Genomic DNA, 18,673 nt, shown 5'->3' with positions numbered 1-18,673 from the left:
GTAATTGAGAGATATCGCATTTTTGAGAAAGCATTCCGTCGCTTGGGGTTTTGCTCAACTGGTTTCTCAACGAGGAGATTCAGTCTGTTAAGTCCTGGTCGCAAGTGATTCAGAAGACTCAACGAAATGGCAAAGGAAAGCCGCCGCGGGCTCATGGCTGCCGCGATAAGAACTCTCTTCATTCTACGCGGCAATGGTTACATATCTCTGAAAGGATGATGGTGCCGCAGCTTCGGTCGGGTTGCTATCCCCAGCTTGAACGGACGCAAAAGCCCACATTCATTTGCCATTCAGACGCTTTGGGCTAAATATTGCCTCAACAAACTATTTCGACGTGCATCCGACTTTTTGTGGAAGTTTTTGCAAATGGCATCACCTCTAATCATCGCGACGCTTGCAGCCGGAATGTCCGGCTTCCCCGCGCCGCAGGCTGATTTGCGGGCCGGTGCCGTCGAGGCGCCGATTGTTCGCATTGCGAGCGACTGCACCGGCGCCGTCTCCCGCGTCGTTCGCGAAACCGGTGGACAGCTTCTATCCGTCTATCCGTCCGGCGACGGTCAATCCTGCGTCGTCACAGTTCTGGTGCAGGGCAATGGCGAGCGCCCCCGCAAGGTCACGATGCGCGTGCCGATGTAGTTGAACCTTAATCGAAATCTCCATACATCTGCGATAGACAAGTATCGAATGCCGGCTCTGCTGCCGGTTGGACTGAAAAGGGGCAGACGATGCGCATTCTCGTGGTCGAGGACGATACCAACCTCAACCGACAACTGACCGACGCGCTGAAAGAAGCGGGTTATGTGGTCGATCAGGCGTTCGACGGCGAGGAAGGCCACTACCTCGGCGATACCGAGCCTTATGACGCGATCGTGCTGGATATCGGCCTGCCGCAGATGGATGGTATTACCGTTGTCGAGAAATGGCGCTCTGCCGGCAAGTCCATGCCCGTTTTGATTCTCACGGCACGTGATCGCTGGAGCGACAAGGTGGCCGGTATCGACGCTGGTGCCGACGATTACGTGACAAAGCCCTTCCATGTGGAAGAAGTGCTTGCGCGTGTGCGTGCGCTTATCCGCCGCGCCGCAGGCCACGCGTCCTCCGAGATCGTCTGTGGTCCTGTCAGGCTCGACACCAAGTCATCCAAGGCAACCGTCAACGGCGTGACCTTGAAGCTGACCTCGCACGAATTTCGGCTGCTCTCCTATCTCATGCATCACATGGGTGAGGTCGTTTCGCGCACCGAGCTGGTCGAGCACATGTACGATCAGGATTTCGACCGCGATTCCAACACGATCGAAGTTTTCGTTGGACGCTTGCGCAAGAAGCTGGGTGTTGACCTCATCGAGACCATTCGTGGTCTTGGCTATCGGATGCAAGCGCCGCAAGATGCGAAGTAATTCACTCACCGCCCGCGTTCTGCTATTAGCCTCGGCATGGTCTGTGCTGGCGCTGGTGGTGATCGCGGTGGTGATTTCGACGCTCTACCGCCAGGGTGTCGAGCGCAGCTTTACCGATCTGTTGCGTGCCCAGCTTTACAACGTCATCAATTCCGTGGCGATTTCCAATGAGAACACGCTGGCCGGCAGTCCGCAGCTCGGAGATTTGCGTTTCTCCCAGCCGGATACGGGATGGTACTGGCTCGTGGAGCCGCTCGGCAACTTCCAGACTGCACCGCTGGTCTCCTCATCACTTGGCGCCTCCAAGCTTGCCGTTCCCAGCATTCTCGATGTGCCCTTCGACAACCGCTATGAACGTTATTACACGCTGACCGATCAGGCCGGAAACCGCATTCAGGTGGCCGAGACCGAAGTCGTGCTGGATGGTGAGGGCAGGGCGGCACGGTTTCGTGTGACCGGCAACTTGAACGTTGTCGAGGACGATGTGCGCGATTTTTCCAACAGCCTCTATCTGGCGCTCGCGGTCTTCGGCGTCGGTAGTCTCGTGGTCAACGGTCTTGCCATCCTCTACAGTCTTCGTCCGCTGGACCATGCCCGCGTGGCGCTTGGCAAGATACGCGGCGGCGAAGCCGAGCGGCTGGAGGGTGAATTCCCGCGCGAAATCCAGCCGTTGGCGCATGAGATCAATGCGCTGATTGAAAGCAACCGCCGCATCGTCGAACGCGCGCGCATGCAGGTTGGCAACTTGGCCCACTCGCTGAAGACACCGATCGCAGTGCTGTTGAACGAGGCGCGCACGCTGGACAATCAGCACGGCGATCTGGTGCGATCCCAGGTGGATGCCATGCAGGCGCAGGTCCAGTCCTATCTGTCGCGCGCCCGCATCGCCGCCCAGCGCGGCTCGATCCTGGCGCGAGCCGAAGCCGAACCGGCGCTAGAGCGTCTGATCCGGGTGATGCGCCGCCTCAACCCCGACAAGGCCTTCGAACTGGATCTTCACCAGCCGGGCACGCTGCTGGCCATGGAGCAGCAGGATCTGGAGGAGGTCGTCGGCAACCTTCTCGAGAATGCCGCCCGCTTTGCGGACAAGCGTATCGTCGTTCGCATGACGACCGGCAGCCATCCGTCCTCCGATCCCGATATCACCCGCCGTGCCTGGATCGAATTGACGGTGGAGGATGATGGGCCTGGTCTAGAGCCCGACCAGATCACCGAGGCGCTGAAGCGTGGGCGACGGCTGGATGAAAGCCGGCCTGGCACAGGTCTTGGACTGTCGATCGTCAGCGAAGTGGTTTCCGAGTATCACGGAAAATTCACCCTGTCGCGTAGCGAACTCGGTGGATTGAAGGCCACATTGCTTTTGCCGGGCCTGTCGAAAGAGCTTGCTTAAGACAAGCGAAAAGGCAATTAATTCAAGCCAGAAGAGTGATGACGATGTGCCTGTTGATGCGCGGCATTGCGGCGTTGTTCAGCAGGACTCAGTGGTTAGACGTTGGCAAGGAGTAGTATTTTGATGGAAGCGATGTGCAGTGCAGGTGTGAGAGCAACAGGGTCTCGCTTGGCGCGACCTGCCGTTCTGTCCCTGATTGTCGTTTCCGTTTTAAGCTCCTGCACGACATCCAACACGCGCGGACCTGCAAGCAGCGGAGGCCTTTTCAGCGGTCGCGGATCGTCTTCCGTATCCTATATCGCCAACCTCCAGGGCGGAATCGTGTCGCGCAGCGGCATTCAGTTGAGCCGCGGCGACTACAACAAGGCACTGGAAGCCGAGTATCGCGCGCTCGAGACCGCGCCCGGCGGACAGGCGGTGACTTGGAGCGGCAGTGCAAATGGTGAAGTCATCGCCAACGCGCCCTATCAAGTCGGCAACCAGAATTGCCGTCAATATTCCCACACCATCAACGACAATGGCCGCGAGGCGAAGGTGCGCGGGGCGGCCTGCCGCAACGCTGATGGAACCTGGACGCCGCTTACCTGACATCTGCCCCGCAGAATCATTCCGATAGCGAGCGCTCTCGGGTTTTCGCCTTGCTGTCGGCGCTCGCGACAGGGTGCTGCGTCATCGTCCTGGCGAAAGGGAATTCTTCCATTTGACTTGTGTCAAGGAAGTCGTACGTCTTCCTGTGAGAGAACGTCGCGCGGCCGATGGCCTCAAATTCGTGTCATCCCGTTGCGGCTTGTTTCAAAGCAGCGCGGATTCGAGTAGTTGAGTGGGAATGTTCTGGATTCTCGTTGCCATATTGACGGCGGCTGTCGCCATTATTCTCACCCATCCTCTGATGCGCAGCAAGCAATCTGCCATTGTCGATGGAGAAGGAGAGGTTGCCGTCTATCGCGATCAGCTGGCAGAACTTGAGCGCGAACGCGCATCCGGCCTGATCGGGGAAACGGAGGCGGAATATGCGCGCGCCGAGATCGGGCGACGCCTTCTTGCTGCGGCGTCGGGAAAGAGTGAGCAAGATACTGCCCTGACCGCTCGCCGACATAGTGTGATCGCAAGCCTTGTGACGGCGGCTTTACCGATCACGGGGCTCTGTCTGTACTTATTCATGGGTAGCCCCAATCATCCGGACATGCCGCTGGCAGCACGTCTGGAAAATCCCGGCAGCGATATGAACCTTTTGATCGCCAAGGCGGAACGCCATCTGGCGCAAAACCCTGCGGACGGCGCGGGATGGGATGTGCTGGCGCCGATCTACTTCAAGACGATGCGCTTCGGCGATGCCGAAATGGCTTACCGAAACGCCATCCGCTTGCTGGGCGATAACCCCGAGCGCTTGACCGGATTGGCCGAAACACTTGTCACAGCCAATCAGGGCATCGTCACGCAGGAAGCTCAATCCGCCTTCGCCGATGCGGAGAAATTGCGGCCCGGCAATCCGCGAGCGCGGTTCTATCTGGCGCTTGCGCTGGAGCAAGCTGGCAAGAAGGATGAGGCGCGCGACGCATTCGCGGCGATCTTGAAGGCGTCTCCAGCCGGCGCGCCCTGGATACCGCTCGTTCAGGCCCATCTTGAGGCAACCGGCGGCGATGCGGCAGTTGCTGCCGTGCCGAAGCCCGAAGCACCGGGCAATCCGACGGCTGAGGATATAGAGGCTGCCAACGCCATGGCACCAGAGGATCGCCAGGCGATGATTGCCGGTATGGTCGAAAGTCTGGATGGCAAGCTTCGCGAGCAACCCAACAATTTTGAGGGCTGGATGCGGCTCCTACGCTCCTATGCCATGCTGAACAATGACGGCAAGGCGAAGGAAGCACTGCAAAACGGGCTGAAGGCCTTTCCGCCGGACGGCGAGCAGGGCAAGAAACTGCTGGCCCTGGCGCAGCAACTTGGAATTCCCGCCGACGGAGTGACGCAATGACGCGCAAACAGAAGCGATTGGCGATCATCGGCGGTGGCGTGAGTTTCATCATGCTGGCTGTCTTTCTGGTGATGTTCGCCTTCGGCCAGTCCATCGCTTACTTCTATATGCCGGTTGATCTCGAAAAGACCTCCGTTGCCCCAGGCACGCGCATCCGCCTCGGCGGCCTGGTGGCCGAAGGATCGGTCAAGCGTGGCGAAGGCCGCACCGTCAGCTTCACCGTGACGGACGGCTCTGGAAGCGTTCCAGTCAGCTACACCGGCATCCTGCCGGATCTGTTTCGCGAGGGCCAAGGCGTGGTGACGGAAGGCGTGTTCGATGCTGCGACCCATGCCTTCATGGCAGACAGCGTGCTCGCCAAGCATGACGAGAACTACATGCCGAAGGAAGTGGCCGACCGGTTGAAAGACAAGGGTCTTTGGCAGCAGACACAGGATGGCAACAAGACCGGGGCGACCAAATGATCAGTGAAATCGGTCACTACTGTCTCATCCTCGCGCTCGCAGTTTCCGTCGTCGTCTCCATCCTGCCGGTTATCGGCGTTCGTCGTCACGACCGGGGGCTGATGGATGTCGCGTCCACCGGTTCGCTTCTGATGTTTCTTCTCGTTGGTCTGAGCTTCGGTGCGCTGACGCACGCCTATGCGGTGTCCGACTTCTCGTTGAAAAACGTCTTCGAGAACTCGCACTCCTTGATGCCGATGATCTACAAATTGACCGGTGTCTGGGGCAACCATGAAGGCTCCATGCTTTTGTGGCTGCTGATCCTGGTGTTCTTCAGTGCGCTGGTCTCCGTCTATGGCCGCAATCTGCCCGATACGTTGAAAGCCAATGTGCTCTCGGTCCAGGCCTGGATCAGCACGGCCTTCCTCCTGTTCATCTTGTTAACCTCCAATCCGTTTCTGCGGCTCGACCCTGTGCCGGCTGAGGGACAGGATTTGAATCCTATTCTGCAGGACTTCGGTCTCGCCATTCATCCGCCCCTGCTTTACCTCGGCTATGTGGGCTTTTCCGTCTGTTTTTCCTTCGCCGTAGCCGCCCTCATGGAAGGCCGCATCGATGCCGCCTGGGCGCGCTGGGTGCGTCCATGGACACTGGCTGCCTGGACCTTCCTGACGGCGGGCATCTCTATGGGCTCTTACTGGGCCTATTACGAACTTGGCTGGGGAGGCTGGTGGTTCTGGGACCCGGTCGAAAATGCCTCCTTCATGCCCTGGCTTGCGGGAACGGCGCTTCTGCATTCGGCGCTCGTCATGGAAAAGCGCGAGGCACTGAAGATCTGGACCGTGCTTTTAGCGATCATGACCTTCTCGCTGTCCTTGCTCGGCACTTTCCTTGTCCGCTCCGGCGTGCTGACGTCAGTGCACGCCTTCGCCACCGATCCGAGCCGCGGTATTTTCATTCTCTGCATTCTGATGGTCTTCATCGGCGGCGCCTTTTCGCTCTTTGCATGGCGAGCTCCGACACTGAAGGCGGGCGGACTTTTTGCGCCGATTTCGCGCGAAGGTGCACTGGTTCTCAACAATCTGATCCTGACGGTATCCACCGCCACGGTGTTGATCGGCACGCTCTATCCGCTGGTTCTTGAAACCCTGACAGGCGAGAAGATTTCCGTTGGTGCGCCCTTCTTCAACATTACCTTCGGCCTGTTGATGATCCCGATCCTGATCGTCACCCCCTTCGGGCCGATGCTTGCCTGGAAGCGTGGGGATCTTCTAGGGGCCTTCCAGCGGCTATATGTGGCCGCGGCTCTTGCGGCTCTCGCAGGACTGGCGCTCTGGTACATCCAAAATGGCGGGCCGGTATTGGCAGCGCTTGGCATAGCTGCAGGCTTCTGGCTGATATTCGGCGCGCTTGCCGATCTCTGGTACCGCGCCAATTTCGGCAAGTTGACGCTTGGCGTCGCGTTCCGCCGCCTGAAAGGTCTGCCTCGCTCGGCCTTCGGCACGGCGCTTGCGCATATCGGCCTCGGCATCACGGTGCTTGGCATCGTCACCGTCACCACATTCGAGACGGAAACCGTGGTCGAGATGAAGCAGGGCATGGTGGTGGACGCGGGCGGCTATAGCCTGACCTTTGACGGCATCCGCCATCACGTCGGCCCGAATTACACCGAGGATCGCGGCCACTTCACCGCCCGCAAGGCGGGTGTGGAGGTGGGCGATGTCTGGTCCTCAAAGCGCCTCTATACCGCGCGCCGCATGCCGACGACAGAAGCCGGCATCATGACCTTCGGCCTCTCACAACTCTATGTGTCCCTCGGCGATCCGATGCAGGATGGCGGTATCGTCGTGCGCATCTGGTGGAAGCCCTTCATCCTTTGCATCTGGGGCGGTACGCTGTTCATGATGCTGGGCGGCTTTATCTCGCTCTCCGACCGTCGCCTGCGTGTCGGCGCGCCGAGCCGCAAGTCAAAGCCTGCGAAAGCGCCATGCCTGGAGCCGGCGGAATGAGAGCGATGCTCGCAAGATTATCGTTGCTTATCATTCTGTCGCTCAGCGCCTTTCCCGCCTTCGCTTTCAATCCGGACGAGGTGCTTTCCGATCCTGCGCTGGAAGCACGGGCGCGCAACCTTACTGCCCAATTGCGCTGCATGGTCTGCCAGAACCAGTCGATCGATGACAGCAATGCGGAGCTTGCGCGCGATCTGCGTCTTCTGGTGCGCGATCGTTTGGTCAAGGGCGACAGCGATGATGCGGTAATCAACTATGTCGTCTCGCGCTATGGCGAGTTCGTGCTGTTGAAACCGCGCTTCAGCGCAAGGACTCTGGCTCTATGGGGGGCGCCGATCGGTCTTCTTCTGATCGGCGGACTGGCGGTCTTCGTCTTTTCCCGTCGCCGTGCCGCGCTCTCGGAAGGCCAGAAATTGACGGCGGATGAAGAAGCCAGGATCCGCGACTTGCTGGAACGCTGAAGTTTGCGCCGCCATATCGCTCAATGCGGCAATATTACTAATTTTTCATAAGGCAGACACTTCGCTGTAAGGTGGGAGTTCCTATATCTTTTGTCATCCACCGCTGCTCCGATCCTCCTCGGAGGCTCCAGTCAGATGAAGAAAGAAGGAAATCAAATGTCTCAAATGCAAAACGGACGCTCTTCGTTGAAGACAGTTCTGAAGTCTTCGGCCGTCGGCGGTCTTGCCGCGCTGATGCTGACCACCGGCGCCGCTGGCCCAATCGCCCGTTCCTTTGCAGCACCTGTCGAGGTGAACGCACCCCAGGTACCGAGCTTTGCCAGTGTCGTTGATGCCGTGTCTCCCGCAGTCGTTTCGGTCCGCGTCAAATCCAATGTCGAGCCGGTTTCTGACGACAGCAGCGGTTTTTCCTTCGGCGGTCGCGGTCTGGATCAGCTTCCTGACGATCATCCGCTCAAGCGCTTCTTCAAGGAATTCGGTGGTCCCGGCGCAAACGAAGACAAGCGTGGCCCCAATCGCCACCGCGAAGGTAAAGGCCCGTTGCGCCCTGTCGCTCAGGGCTCCGGCTTCTTCATCTCGGAAGACGGCTACATCGTCACCAACAATCACGTCGTCGATGATGGCTCCGCCTACACGGTGGTGCTCAACGATGGCACCGAATACGACGCCAAGCTCATCGGCCGCGATCGGCGCACCGATCTTGCCGTGCTGAAGGTCGATGTGAATCGCAAGTTCACCTATGTGCAATTCGCCGATGACAGCAAAATCCGCGTCGGTGACTGGGTCGTGGCTGTCGGTAACCCCTTCGGTCTTGGCGGTACGGTCACCTCCGGTATCGTGTCTGCCCGCGGCCGTGATATCGGCTCCGGTCCTTATGACGACTACCTGCAGATCGATGCGGCCGTGAACCGTGGCAACTCCGGTGGCCCCGCCTTCAACCTCAATGGGGAAGTTGTCGGCATCAACACCGCGATCTTCTCGCCTTCCGGTGGCAACGTCGGTATCGCATTCGCGATCCCCGCATCCGTTGCCAAGGATGTCGTTCAGGATCTGATGAAGGACGGCAAGGTCGAGCGCGGCTGGCTTGGCGTACAGATCCAGCCCGTCAGCAAGGATATTGCCGAATCGCTCGGCCTATCCGAAGCCAAGGGTGCGCTCGTCGTGGCTCCGCAGCCGGGTTCTCCCGGTGACAAGGCCGGCATAAAGCAGGGTGATATCATCACCGCGGTCAATGGCGATCCGATCAAGGATGCACGCGAACTGTCCCGCCGTATTGGCGCGCTGGCACCCAACACCAAGGTCGAACTGTCTCTCTGGCGCGATGGCAAGTCGCAGTCGGTCAGCGTCACCTTGGGTGATTTGGCAAATGATGACGCGTCCGCAGGTGCCCAGGGTCAAAACGACAACGAACGCGGCGGGCAGTCCTCCAGCGAGAAGGCTCTTTCGAGCCTCGGCCTGACGGTTGCTCCTGCTGAAGATGGCAAGGGTCTTGCCATCACTGATGTCGATCCGGACTCCGACGCCGCAACCCGCGGGCTCAAGACGGGCGAAAAAATCACTTCGGTCAACAACCAGCAGGTCACATCCGCTGCCGATGTCGAGAAGGTGATCAATCAGGCCAAGAAGGACGGTCGCACCAAGGCCCTGTTCCAGATCGAAACCGAGCAGGGCAGCCGCTTCATCGCCCTCGACATCGATCAGGGTTGATAGGGAAGAGATACGAGAGGGGCGCTTTGCCCCTCTCTTTTTTTAAGCCGTAGAACAGCAAGGAAGCCGCGGATATCTGCGGCGGCTTCTTATTTTACGATCGACAATCCGGTGGCCGGCTCTCGGCCATCCAAGGCCGAAGTCACCTGGAGCGGCACGCCGCTTATTGCAAAGGTGGCAGGCCAGGCAGACAGGAGATATCATCATGGCAGAACTCAGAAGCCAATCCGTGGAAAGTCATCTGCATAATGCTGCGGGCGAACCTCTTTCCAGTTGTGCGCTGGATGATATCGACGTTAATGTTCCCCACATGAAAATACTTGTTATTGAAGATGATTTGGAAGCCGCCGCCTATATGACGAAGGCATTCCGTGAAGCTGGTATTGTTGTCGACCACGCCAGTGATGGCGAAAGCGGCCTGTTTATGGGCTGCGAAAATGTTTACGACGTGATGGTCGTCGACCGCATGTTGCCACGTCGCGACGGCCTTTCCGTTATTTCAGAATTGCGCAGGAAGGGTGTCGAGACGCCCGTGCTTATTCTCTCGGCGCTTGGTCAGGTGGATGACCGCGTAACCGGCCTTCGCGCCGGTGGCGACGATTATCTTCCCAAGCCCTATGCCTTCAACGAGCTTCTTGCCCGGATCGAGGTGCTTGGTCGCCGCAAGGGCAAGCCCGAGCAGGACATGATCTATCGCGTCGGCGATCTCGAGCTCGACCGGCTTTCGCACGACGTGCGCCGTAATGGCAAGGAAATCCTGCTGCAGCCGCGTGAGTTCCGCCTGCTGGAATATCTGATGAAGAATGCCGGCCAAGTGGTGACCCGCACCATGCTCTTGGAAAATGTCTGGGATTATCACTTCGATCCCCAGACCAATGTCATTGACGTTCACGTCTCGCGCTTGCGCTCCAAGATCGAAAAGGATTTCGACAAGCCTTTGCTGAAGACAATCCGCGGTGCTGGCTATATGATGAAGGACGAAGGCTAAACGATGCCTTCGCGCTTGCGCCTTCTTTTCAGCTCCACTGCTGTCCGTCTTTCCGCGCTCTACATTCTGCTGTTTGCGCTTTGCGCGGCGTTTCTCGTCTTCTACGTCACCGCACTTTCGGAACGTCTGCTGAACCAGCAAACGCGCGATGCCGTGCTGCAGGAGGTCAACGATGTTCAGCGCGTCTATGAGCGTGGCGGGATCAATCCGCTTTTGCGGATGATGGAACGACGCGCCCGCCAGCCGGGCGCAAGCCTCTACGTCATCGCCGGACCGAATGGTGAGATCCTCGGCGGCAACGTTGCCTCGGTACAGCCCGGCGTGTTTGACAACGAAGGCTGGACCGAATTTCCTTTCACCTATGAGCGCTACTCCGAAAGCGGCGACAGCGTAAAACACCTTGCCACTGCCAATATCTTCGTCCTCGACAATGGGCTGCGCATTCTCGTCGGACGCGATTTGGGGGAGCCGACGAAGTTCCGGCTGCTGGTGCGCAGCGCGCTGATGGTGGCGCTGGCGATCATGGGCGGCGGTGCGCTCATTATCTGGTTTGCCATCGGGCAAAATGCGCTGAAGCGACTCGATCGCATGTCGGCCGCAACGAAGAAAATCATGGCGGGCGATCTCTCGCAACGGCTTCCAGAGGGCAGGTCCGGCGACGAATTCGATCGGCTTTCCGGTTCGCTGAATGCCATGCTCGGCCGCATCGAAAAGCTGAACGAAGGCCTACGTCAGGTCTCCGACAACATTGCCCATGACCTGAAGACACCGCTGACGCGACTGCGCAACAGGGCCGCTGATGCGCTTGATGATCCCGACGACAACAAGCGGCGAGCGGCGCTGGAAGGCATCATCGCCGAATCCGACCAATTGATCCGCACCTTCAATGCGCTTTTGATGATCTCGCGCGTCGAGGCTGGCTCGATTGCCGCGGAGATGACCGACGTGGACATCTCTGCCATTGCCGAAGACAGCGCCGAACTTTACGAACCCGTGGCCGACGAGGAAGGGTTGACGCTGACTGCGGCCATCGAGCCTGGACTGGTCGTACAGGGCAATCGCGAGCTGATCGGTCAGGCACTGACCAATCTCATCGACAATGCCATCAAATATTCAGCAGGGCATGACGGTGAAAAGCGGCTCGTCGTAAAGCTTGGTCGAAGCGAGGAAGGCATCATCCTTTCAGTTGCCGATACCGGCCCGGGCGTTCCAGCTGAAAAGCGCGCCGAGGTGATCAAACGCTTCGTGCGACTGGATGAAAGCCGTTCCAAGCCCGGAACGGGCCTCGGTCTCTCGCTGGTGGAGGCGGTGATGGAGCTTCACAGCGGTGAACTGCGTCTCTCGGATACCGATCCGGGCAATCCAGCGTCGCCTGGTCTCACCGTGTCCATGGTCTTTCCGGCGTCCAAGCCGTAAGGTTATGTCTCTTTCCCTGAAGCCTGTGGCGTGCACAGTGGTGCAGGGAGAGAAAAAGCCCGTCCAACAGGGTGACATGCAGGAGGAGAGACCATGACAGGTGCGGCATTCGCGGCAACACGGCTTGATGAAGTGCAACCAGGAACGATCCGTGCACTCACCCAAACCGAACTGAAATCCGTTCTCTCGTCTCTGAAAGACATTGCCAAGCGCGAACCCGCAATTGCCGAAATGATGGCGGGCGACAGCCCGCTCAAGGATTTCGTCGCCAACGCCTTCACCTTGTCTCCCCACCTGCGGGATGCGGCGAGCGCCGACGAGGGGCTGCTGACGCTTGCCGTTTCGGAACCGGTCGAGGCATCGCTCGGCAGACTGGTCGAGGAAGCTCGCAATTGCTGGCAACCGGGTGAGGATGGCGCCATTCCGACGGAGGCGGAGGTGATGACGACGCTGCGCGTCGCCAAACGCCGCCTGTCCTTCATTGCAGCCTTGGCCGATCTCGGCCGCATCTTTACCGCCCGCGACACGACGCGATGGCTGAGCGACATGGCCGACGCAGCGCTGTCGGCCGCAATCGATCATCTGCTTCTCGCCAACCATAATAGCGGCAAGCTTACGCTCAAAGATCCGCAAGCACCGAGCGAAGGCTCGGGTCTCATTGTGCTCGGCATGGGCAAGCTCGGCGCGCGCGAGCTCAATTACTCCTCCGACATCGACGCTGTCGTGTTCTTCGAGCCCATGGCTGGCATAGTGCCCGATCCGCTGGATGCGCTGGAAATCTTTGGGCGAATGATGCGGCGGCTGATCCGCATCATGCAGGAGCGTACCGCCGACGGCTATGTGTTCCGAACCGACCTTCGTCTTCGCCCCGACCCCGGCTCAACGCCGCTTGCCATACCGGTCGATGCGGCGCTGCTTTACTATGAGGGCAGGGGGCAGAACTGGGAGCGGGCGGCCTATATCAAGGCGCGACCTGTGGCAGGCGATATCAAGGCGGGCGCGGGCTTCCTGCGCGAACTGACGCCCTTCGTCTTCCGCAAATATCTCGATTACGCTGCAATTGCCGATATCCATTCCATCAAGCGACAAATTCATGCGCATAAGGGCCACGGGGCGATCGCGGTGAAGGGGCATAACGTCAAGCTTGGACGCGGCGGCATTCGTGAGATCGAATTCTTTGCCCAGACGCAGCAATTGATCGCAGGCGGGCGCATGGCTCCCTTGCGTGTCCGCTCAACCGAAGAAGCGCTTGCGGCGCTGACGGATGCCAAATGGATCGACGCGGAGACGCGGGACAGTCTGACCGAAGCCTATTGGTTCCTGCGCGAGGTCGAGCATCGCATCCAGATGGTTCGCGACGAGCAGACGCATATCCTGCCGGATACGGAAACCGAATTGAAGCGCATCGCCTTCATGCTCGGCTTTGCCGACACCAAAGCATTTTCCGAGAAACTGGAGGACGTGCTGCGTCTGGTAGAGCGCCAGTATTCCGCTCTCTTCGAGCAGGAAACGAAGCTGTCCGGCGAGAGCGGCAACCTTGTCTTCACTGGACAGAAGGATGACCCCGACACATTGAAGACGCTGGAGCGGCTCGGCTTTGAACGTCCTGAAGACATGTCACGGGTGATCCGCACCTGGCACAATGGCCGCTACCGCGCCACACAATCGGTCGAGGCGCGCGAAAGGCTGACCGAGTTGACGCCGGACCTGCTGAAGGCCTTCGGTAAGAGCAAACGCGCCGACGAGGCGCTGCTCCGCTTCGACAACTTCCTTTCCGGGCTGCCGGCGGGCATCCAGCTCTTCTCCCTCCTCGGTAACAATCCGGCGCTCCTGTCGCTGCTGGTCACGATCATGTCGTCTGCCCCGAGACTGGCCGAAATCATCGCGGCACGACCGCATGTCTTCGACGGCATGCTCGACCCGGCGCTGATGACCGAGATCCCGACTCGTGATTATCTTTCCCAGCGCATGAAGGGCTTCCTCTTGCCTGCGCGCCACTACGAGGACATTCTCGACCGGCTGCGCATTTTCGCTGCCGAGCAGCGCTTCCTGATCGGCGTTCGGCTCTTGACCGGTGCGATCACCGGCGAGGTGGCGGGCCGCGCCTTTACCCACCTTGCCGATCTCGTGATCGAAGCCGCTTTGAATGCCGTCCTGGTCGAAATGGCGACGACGCATGGCGCCTATCCGGGCGGGCGCGTCGCCGTCATCGGCATGGGCAAGCTCGGCTCCTTCGAGCTGACCGCCGGCTCCGACGTCGATCTCATTCTGCTTTATGATTACGACGACGGGGGTGCCGAATCCGACGGCCCCAAGCCGCTCGATGCGGTGCGCTACTTCACTCGGGTCACCCAGCGACTGATCGCGGCTCTTTCCGCCCCGACAGCCGAAGGCGTGCTCTATGAGGTCGACATGCGCCTAAGACCTTCCGGCAACAAAGGACCGGTGGCGACCCGCATCTCGACCTTCGAAAAATACCAGCGCGAAGAAGCCTGGACGTGGGAGCATCTCGCGCTCTCCAGAGCCCGACTGATCTGCGGTGACGCAACCTTGATCGCCGATGCCGATCGGATCATTGCCTCGGTGCTGTCGCAAAAGCGAGACGTCGCCAAGGTCGCCGCCGACGCTCGCGAGATGCGCCAGTTGATCGACAAGGAAAAGCCTGCCGAAAGCCTCTGGGATTTCAAGCTCATCCCCGGCGGACTGGTCGATCTGGAATTCATCGCGCAATATCTGACACTGGTTGCGCCGGCAAAGGGTCTGCCTCTGCATGAGCCGGGAGAGAGCACGTCCGATGCGCTCAAACGCATGGCCTCAGAAGCGATAGAGCGCCAGACACATGACGATTGCATCGAAGCAATGCGGCTCTTCACCGAACTATCGCAGATCATAAGGCTTTGCATCGATACGGATTTCGATCCAAAACAGGCGCCTGCGGGTTTGATCGATCTCGTGTGCAGGGCAGGGGATTGCCCCGATATCGCGACGCTGGAGGGCGAGATAAAGCGTCTGTCGAAAGCCGTCCGCAAGGCTTTCCTGTCATTGGTGTCCTCAAAAGGGGATTCGTGAAGCCAGCGCATGATCGATAGGCGCAAGGAGATAATCCGTTCTTTGTGCTTCAAAAGAATGCGGGAGCGCTCAAGGCGGTGGAACGGATTTTGCCGGGCTGGATTGATGAAGGCGGCATCCCCACCTATGGCGAAAGCCAAAACGAAAGCGTCTTGATGTTTCACCTTATTTTCGGAATTCCATGGCTAGTGGTCGCTGTCCGCTTCATTCAGCCACTGCCCTGGGTTTGGCCGTTGAAGCTCGCCCTTGCGCTGCTGCTTCTCGCCGCTTCGCAATATCACCTTTTCAGTCGCCTCTCGTCCGGTTCGGTGTTCTCGCCTGAATTTCCAAGACCGCTGATCATCTGCTTTAACCTGCTTTTCGGCTTCATGCTGCTGCTTGCCGTCTTCCAGATTGCGCTGGATGTGGTGTCTTTGGTCTCGATGCTGTTCAAGGGGCACTTCCCGCTGGTACCTGCCGGTGTCCGCTATGGAATGGCCGCTGTTGCTCTGGCTCTCTCCGCCTTTGCCGTTAGCCAGGCGATCCGTGTGCCGCCGCTGAAGGACATCGAGATTGCCGTTCCGGGTCTCGATCCGGCTTTCGACGGCTATCAGATCGTGCAGCTGACGGACCTGCATATCAGTCGCCTCTTTCCAGCCTCCTGGACCCGGGCTGTGGTCGAAAAGACCAACGCGCTGAATGCCGACCTGATCGTTATCACTGGTGATCTCATCGACGGCAAGGTTGAAGCGAGAAGCAGCGACATTGCGTCCTTGGCAGAGCTGAAGGCTCGCGATGGCGTCTACACCATTCCCGGAAACCACGAATACTTCTTCGGCTACAAGGAGTGGATGGCCTATTACCAGAGCCTCAACATGACGACACTTGCCAACAGCAACGCGGTCATCGAGCGCGGCGACGCCAAGCTTGTAATCGCTGGCGTCACCGATCTTTCATCGACGAGAACGGCGTTTCCAGCGCATGACACGGCGGCAGCGCTCATAGGCGCGCCTGCCGGTGCACCTGTGATCCTGCTCGATCACCAGCCCGGTCAGGCGGCAGCTAATGCGGCACTGGGTGTCGCGGTTCAGCTTTCCGGGCATACGCATGGGGGCATGGTCGTTGGGCTTGATCGCGTGGTGGCACGGCCCAATAACGGCTTCGTCTCCGGTTTCTACGATGTCGGGGGCATGAAGCTTTACGTTAACAACGGAACAGCACTCTGGCCAGGCTTCGCGCTGCGGCTCGGCATTCCCTCCGAACTGACCAGGATAACCTTGCGGTCGCGCTAAGCCGTTCGGCGGCTTTACGAACCCAACTGGGTTAAGCGAAAGCCGTTAGTTCAGCTTATGCGAGCGCAGGAGCTCCAGCTTGTTTCTCGCCTGATAAGCGAGATAGGGCATATCCTTGGCAACATGCACATGCGGAATGAGAATGGTGACCACCGTTCCCTTCCCCTCGCAGGAGCGGATCTTCATTTTCCCGCCGTGGAGCCTGACCAGCGAGCGGGAAATGGCAAGACCAAGGCCCGAGCCGCCTTTGCTCTTGGCATACTGGCTCTGCACCTGCTCGAAAGGCTGACCGATCTTGTTGATCGCCGCTGTCGGAATACCGATGCCGGTATCGGCAATCGTCATCATCAAGCCGTTCTCGTGCACATGGGTGCGAAGCTCGACGCGGCCACCTTCGTCGGTGAACTTGACGGCGTTGGACAGCAGGTTGAGCATGATTTGCTTCATGGCACGGCGGTCGCCGCTCATATACATATTCCTGCATAGCCGCTGCTGGATGGTGATGTTCTTCTGCGCTGCCTGAATGGCAGTCAGGCGCAGTGTCTCTTCCACCAACGGCGCAAGATCGACCTTCTCGCGGTTGATGCGCATATGGCCTGCCTCGATCTTCGACATATCAAGAATGTCGTTGATGACGTTCAGCAGATGCTGGCCGCTATCATGGATGTCGCGGGCATATTCGCTGTATTTCGGCGAGCCGACCGGGCCGAACATCTCGGCGACCAGAATTTCGGAAAAACCGAGAATGGCGTTGAGCGGCGTGCGCAACTCGTGGCTCATATTGGCAAGGAATTCGGACTTCGCCTTGTTGGCGGCTTCCGCGCGTTCCTTTTCCGCCTGATAGAGTGCGTTCGCATCCGAAAGTTCGGTCTTCTGCCGCTCGAGCTTGTGGCGGGAGGCGGAGAGATCGCCGATCGTTGCCATCAGGCGGCGCTCGGATTCGCGCAGGCGATCCTGATGGCGCTTCAGAAGCGTAATGTCCGTACCGACAGAGACCAGACCGCCGTCGCGGGTGCGGCGTTCGGTGATCTGCAGCCAGCGCTCATCGGCGAGCTGCACTTCCGTGGTGCGCGACAGTCCAGATTGATCGGAGTCCGCCACGCGGCGCTCGACGATCGGGCGGGCTGCAGCACTATAGACGACGGAGCGTTCCGTGCCGGGCACCAGCGCGCTGTCGGGAAGACCATAGGCCTGCTGGAAGTGCGTGTTGCACATCACGAGGCGGTCGTTCTTGTCCCACAGGACAAAGGCTTCGGACGTGCATTCGATGGCGTCGGCAAGGCGCTGATCGGCCTCGGCATAACGCTGTGCCAAACGGTGCTGCTCGGTCACGTCCATGGCGATGCCGATGACGCGCGGGCCGTTTGCCGTGTGGATCACCTGCGCACGGGCGCGCAGCCAGACATAATGGCCATGGGTGTGGCGCATGCGGAAAATCTGATCGATCTGGCGCAGATCACCGCAGCCGACCGAGCGTGCCAACTCATAGAGGTTTCCGTCTTCGGAATGCATCATGCGCGCCGCATCGCTGAAGGAGAGCGGTTCGGTACGCGGCGGAAGACCGAGGATTTCGTAAAGCGAGGTGGACCAGAACATGCGGCGCGTGGAAAGATCGAAGTCCCACAGGCCGCAACGGCCGCGAGACAGGGCCGTCTCGACGCGAAGGTTGGATTCGACAAAAACCTCGTCGGCGGTGCGCGCCCGCTTCACCTGCATGTAGTAGGCATAGAGAATGACGAGCAGGATGGAGGAGATGCCGGCGAAGAGTGTGACATTCATCGCCACTTCGCTGCGCCAGAACGCGCGCATCGGCTCCAAAGACCGCGCCGTGATGATCATGCCGCCATCGGAACCAAGCGGCAGCATCGTGGCGTAATGCGGGGTGTTGTCAATATTCGTCTCGATCGTTCCTGGCGCACCGGGGAATCTGCGAACGATCGCGATTTCAGGAAGGAGGGCAGTCAGCGACGTGCCGACATAGGATGCGGCATGCAGGCCGACGCCACCGAAGACGCGGCCATTTATGCCGGCCACCAACACCACGGTGTCGTCATCCATGCTGCCGACGGGAAAGGATTGATTGAGGCGACGCTCGACGGCTGCCCGGTCCTGCGTGGCTGCCAGGGTCTCGACGCCGGAAAGGGCTGCACGCGCGGTCAGCGCGGAAAGCGCCGTCGTCTGCCGGGCGGCATTCTCCATGCGGCCATATTCCGCGGTAATGCCGAACATGCGCGATGCTGCGATGACGACCAGAAATGCCAGAATGAGAATGGGAATGAGACGCTTGAGCAGTGTCTCAAGCCTGCGGACCTGCCACAGCCTTGCGAGCAGATTTCCGGCTGAAGAGAAGCTCTCCGCCGTTCTGTGAACCAACGCCGCCATTTCAGCAAATCTGGCATACGGTCGCTCATCGCCCGCAGTCGCCCGCCGCACGTTCGTCATTGTCCCGCCTTGATGTCCCTCGTGTAAATTCGAAGCGCCGCTGCTCGAATCTGCGTCTAATGAATCAAAGCTGATTCGCCTTGTCCAGAGCTGAAAGTTAAAAGATTT

At 59.4% G+C, this 18,673-nt stretch carries 14 protein-coding genes; 13 read left to right on the top strand and 1 reads right to left on the bottom strand.

The annotated features are described in order from the left end of the window. Positions 1–366: 366 nt before the first annotated feature. The 13 genes from PVA19_RS18950 (at position 367) to PVA19_RS18890 (ending at position 16,123) form a co-directional block, all read left to right on the top strand. Positions 367–636 carry a hypothetical protein gene (locus PVA19_RS18950; RefSeq protein WP_062438111.1) on the top strand — a complete coding sequence of 90 codons (270 nt, stop codon included), beginning with the start codon at positions 367–369 and terminating at the stop codon, positions 634–636. A gap of 89 nt (positions 637–725) precedes the next feature. Further along, entirely contained in the window at positions 726–1,397 is a 672-nt protein-coding gene (locus PVA19_RS18945; RefSeq protein ID WP_062425741.1) for a response regulator transcription factor, read from the top strand. After that, positions 1,387–2,787, top strand: coding sequence for an ATP-binding protein (locus PVA19_RS18940; RefSeq protein WP_274103840.1), 1,401 nt, complete (start codon positions 1,387–1,389; stop codon positions 2,785–2,787). Before PVA19_RS18945 ends, PVA19_RS18940 begins: the two co-directional genes overlap by 11 nt. 123 nt (positions 2,788–2,910) lie before the next feature. Next, positions 2,911–3,375: a hypothetical protein gene (locus PVA19_RS18935; RefSeq protein ID WP_440598471.1), complete on the top strand. Its 465-nt coding sequence runs from the start codon at positions 2,911–2,913 to the stop codon at positions 3,373–3,375. Between the two features lie 238 nt (positions 3,376–3,613). Further along, entirely contained in the window at positions 3,614–4,759 is a 1,146-nt protein-coding gene (gene ccmI, locus PVA19_RS18930) for a c-type cytochrome biogenesis protein CcmI (protein ID WP_274103839.1), read from the top strand. After that, positions 4,756–5,223, top strand: coding sequence for a cytochrome c maturation protein CcmE (gene ccmE, locus PVA19_RS18925; protein WP_062425737.1), 468 nt, complete (start codon positions 4,756–4,758; stop codon positions 5,221–5,223). The genes ccmI and ccmE overlap by 4 nt, the downstream gene beginning before the upstream one ends. Beyond that, the gene (locus tag PVA19_RS18920) at positions 5,220–7,211 is read left to right on the top strand and encodes a heme lyase CcmF/NrfE family subunit (RefSeq protein WP_274103838.1); all 1,992 of its coding nucleotides are present in this window, start codon (positions 5,220–5,222) and stop codon (positions 7,209–7,211) included. Before ccmE ends, PVA19_RS18920 begins: the two co-directional genes overlap by 4 nt. After that, positions 7,208–7,672 carry a cytochrome c-type biogenesis protein gene (locus tag PVA19_RS18915; protein ID WP_274103837.1) on the top strand — a complete coding sequence of 155 codons (465 nt, stop codon included), beginning with the start codon at positions 7,208–7,210 and terminating at the stop codon, positions 7,670–7,672. The genes PVA19_RS18920 and PVA19_RS18915 overlap by 4 nt, the downstream gene beginning before the upstream one ends. A gap of 156 nt (positions 7,673–7,828) precedes the next feature. Next, positions 7,829–9,379, top strand: coding sequence for a Do family serine endopeptidase (locus PVA19_RS18910; protein WP_274103836.1), 1,551 nt, complete (start codon positions 7,829–7,831; stop codon positions 9,377–9,379). 205 nt (positions 9,380–9,584) lie between these two features. Further along, positions 9,585–10,367: a response regulator transcription factor gene (locus PVA19_RS18905; protein WP_274103835.1), complete on the top strand. Its 783-nt coding sequence runs from the start codon at positions 9,585–9,587 to the stop codon at positions 10,365–10,367. A gap of 3 nt (positions 10,368–10,370) precedes the next feature. Continuing rightward, the gene (locus PVA19_RS18900; protein WP_113225312.1) at positions 10,371–11,783 is read left to right on the top strand and encodes a sensor histidine kinase; all 1,413 of its coding nucleotides are present in this window, start codon (positions 10,371–10,373) and stop codon (positions 11,781–11,783) included. Positions 11,784–11,876: 93 nt separating this feature from the next. Continuing rightward, entirely contained in the window at positions 11,877–14,852 is a 2,976-nt protein-coding gene (locus tag PVA19_RS18895; RefSeq protein WP_274103834.1) for a bifunctional [glutamine synthetase] adenylyltransferase/[glutamine synthetase]-adenylyl-L-tyrosine phosphorylase, read from the top strand. Between the two features lie 155 nt (positions 14,853–15,007). Next, entirely contained in the window at positions 15,008–16,123 is a 1,116-nt protein-coding gene (locus PVA19_RS18890; RefSeq protein WP_274103925.1) for a metallophosphoesterase, read from the top strand. A 45-nt stretch (positions 16,124–16,168) separates the two neighbouring features. Here the strand turns inward: PVA19_RS18890 and PVA19_RS18885 are convergent, their stop codons facing one another. After that, positions 16,169–18,565 carry a PAS domain-containing sensor histidine kinase gene (locus PVA19_RS18885; RefSeq protein ID WP_274103833.1) on the bottom strand — a complete coding sequence of 799 codons (2,397 nt, stop codon included), beginning with the start codon at positions 18,563–18,565 and terminating at the stop codon, positions 16,169–16,171. Positions 18,566–18,673 lie beyond the last annotated feature (108 nt).

The sequence above is a fragment of the Agrobacterium sp. CNPSo 3708 genome, from assembly GCF_028674915.1.
GTDB lineage: Bacteria > Pseudomonadota > Alphaproteobacteria > Rhizobiales > Rhizobiaceae > Agrobacterium > Agrobacterium cavarae.
Note: the sequence above shows the minus strand (reverse complement) of the source record. Positions and strands in the feature narration are given on the sequence as shown.

Bases quoted from the DNA above. Each gene is read 5' to 3' on its own strand.
- PVA19_RS18950 (WP_062438111.1), top strand. From the start codon at position 367: ATGGCATCACCTCTAATCATCGCGACGCTTGCAGCCGGAATGTCCGGC.
- PVA19_RS18945 (WP_062425741.1), top strand. From the start codon at position 726: ATGCGCATTCTCGTGGTCGAGGACGATACCAACCTCAACCGACAACTG.
- PVA19_RS18940 (WP_274103840.1), top strand. From the start codon at position 1,387: ATGCGAAGTAATTCACTCACCGCCCGCGTTCTGCTATTAGCCTCGGCA.
- PVA19_RS18935 (WP_440598471.1), top strand. From the start codon at position 2,911: ATGGAAGCGATGTGCAGTGCAGGTGTGAGAGCAACAGGGTCTCGCTTG.
- ccmI (WP_274103839.1), top strand. From the start codon at position 3,614: ATGTTCTGGATTCTCGTTGCCATATTGACGGCGGCTGTCGCCATTATT.
- ccmE (WP_062425737.1), top strand. From the start codon at position 4,756: ATGACGCGCAAACAGAAGCGATTGGCGATCATCGGCGGTGGCGTGAGT.
- PVA19_RS18920 (WP_274103838.1), top strand. From the start codon at position 5,220: ATGATCAGTGAAATCGGTCACTACTGTCTCATCCTCGCGCTCGCAGTT.
- PVA19_RS18915 (WP_274103837.1), top strand. From the start codon at position 7,208: ATGAGAGCGATGCTCGCAAGATTATCGTTGCTTATCATTCTGTCGCTC.
- PVA19_RS18910 (WP_274103836.1), top strand. From the start codon at position 7,829: ATGTCTCAAATGCAAAACGGACGCTCTTCGTTGAAGACAGTTCTGAAG.
- PVA19_RS18905 (WP_274103835.1), top strand. From the start codon at position 9,585: ATGGCAGAACTCAGAAGCCAATCCGTGGAAAGTCATCTGCATAATGCT.
- PVA19_RS18900 (WP_113225312.1), top strand. From the start codon at position 10,371: ATGCCTTCGCGCTTGCGCCTTCTTTTCAGCTCCACTGCTGTCCGTCTT.
- PVA19_RS18895 (WP_274103834.1), top strand. From the start codon at position 11,877: ATGACAGGTGCGGCATTCGCGGCAACACGGCTTGATGAAGTGCAACCA.
- PVA19_RS18890 (WP_274103925.1), top strand. From the start codon at position 15,008: ATGTTTCACCTTATTTTCGGAATTCCATGGCTAGTGGTCGCTGTCCGC.
- PVA19_RS18885 (WP_274103833.1), bottom strand. From the start codon at position 18,565: ATGACGAACGTGCGGCGGGCGACTGCGGGCGATGAGCGACCGTATGCC.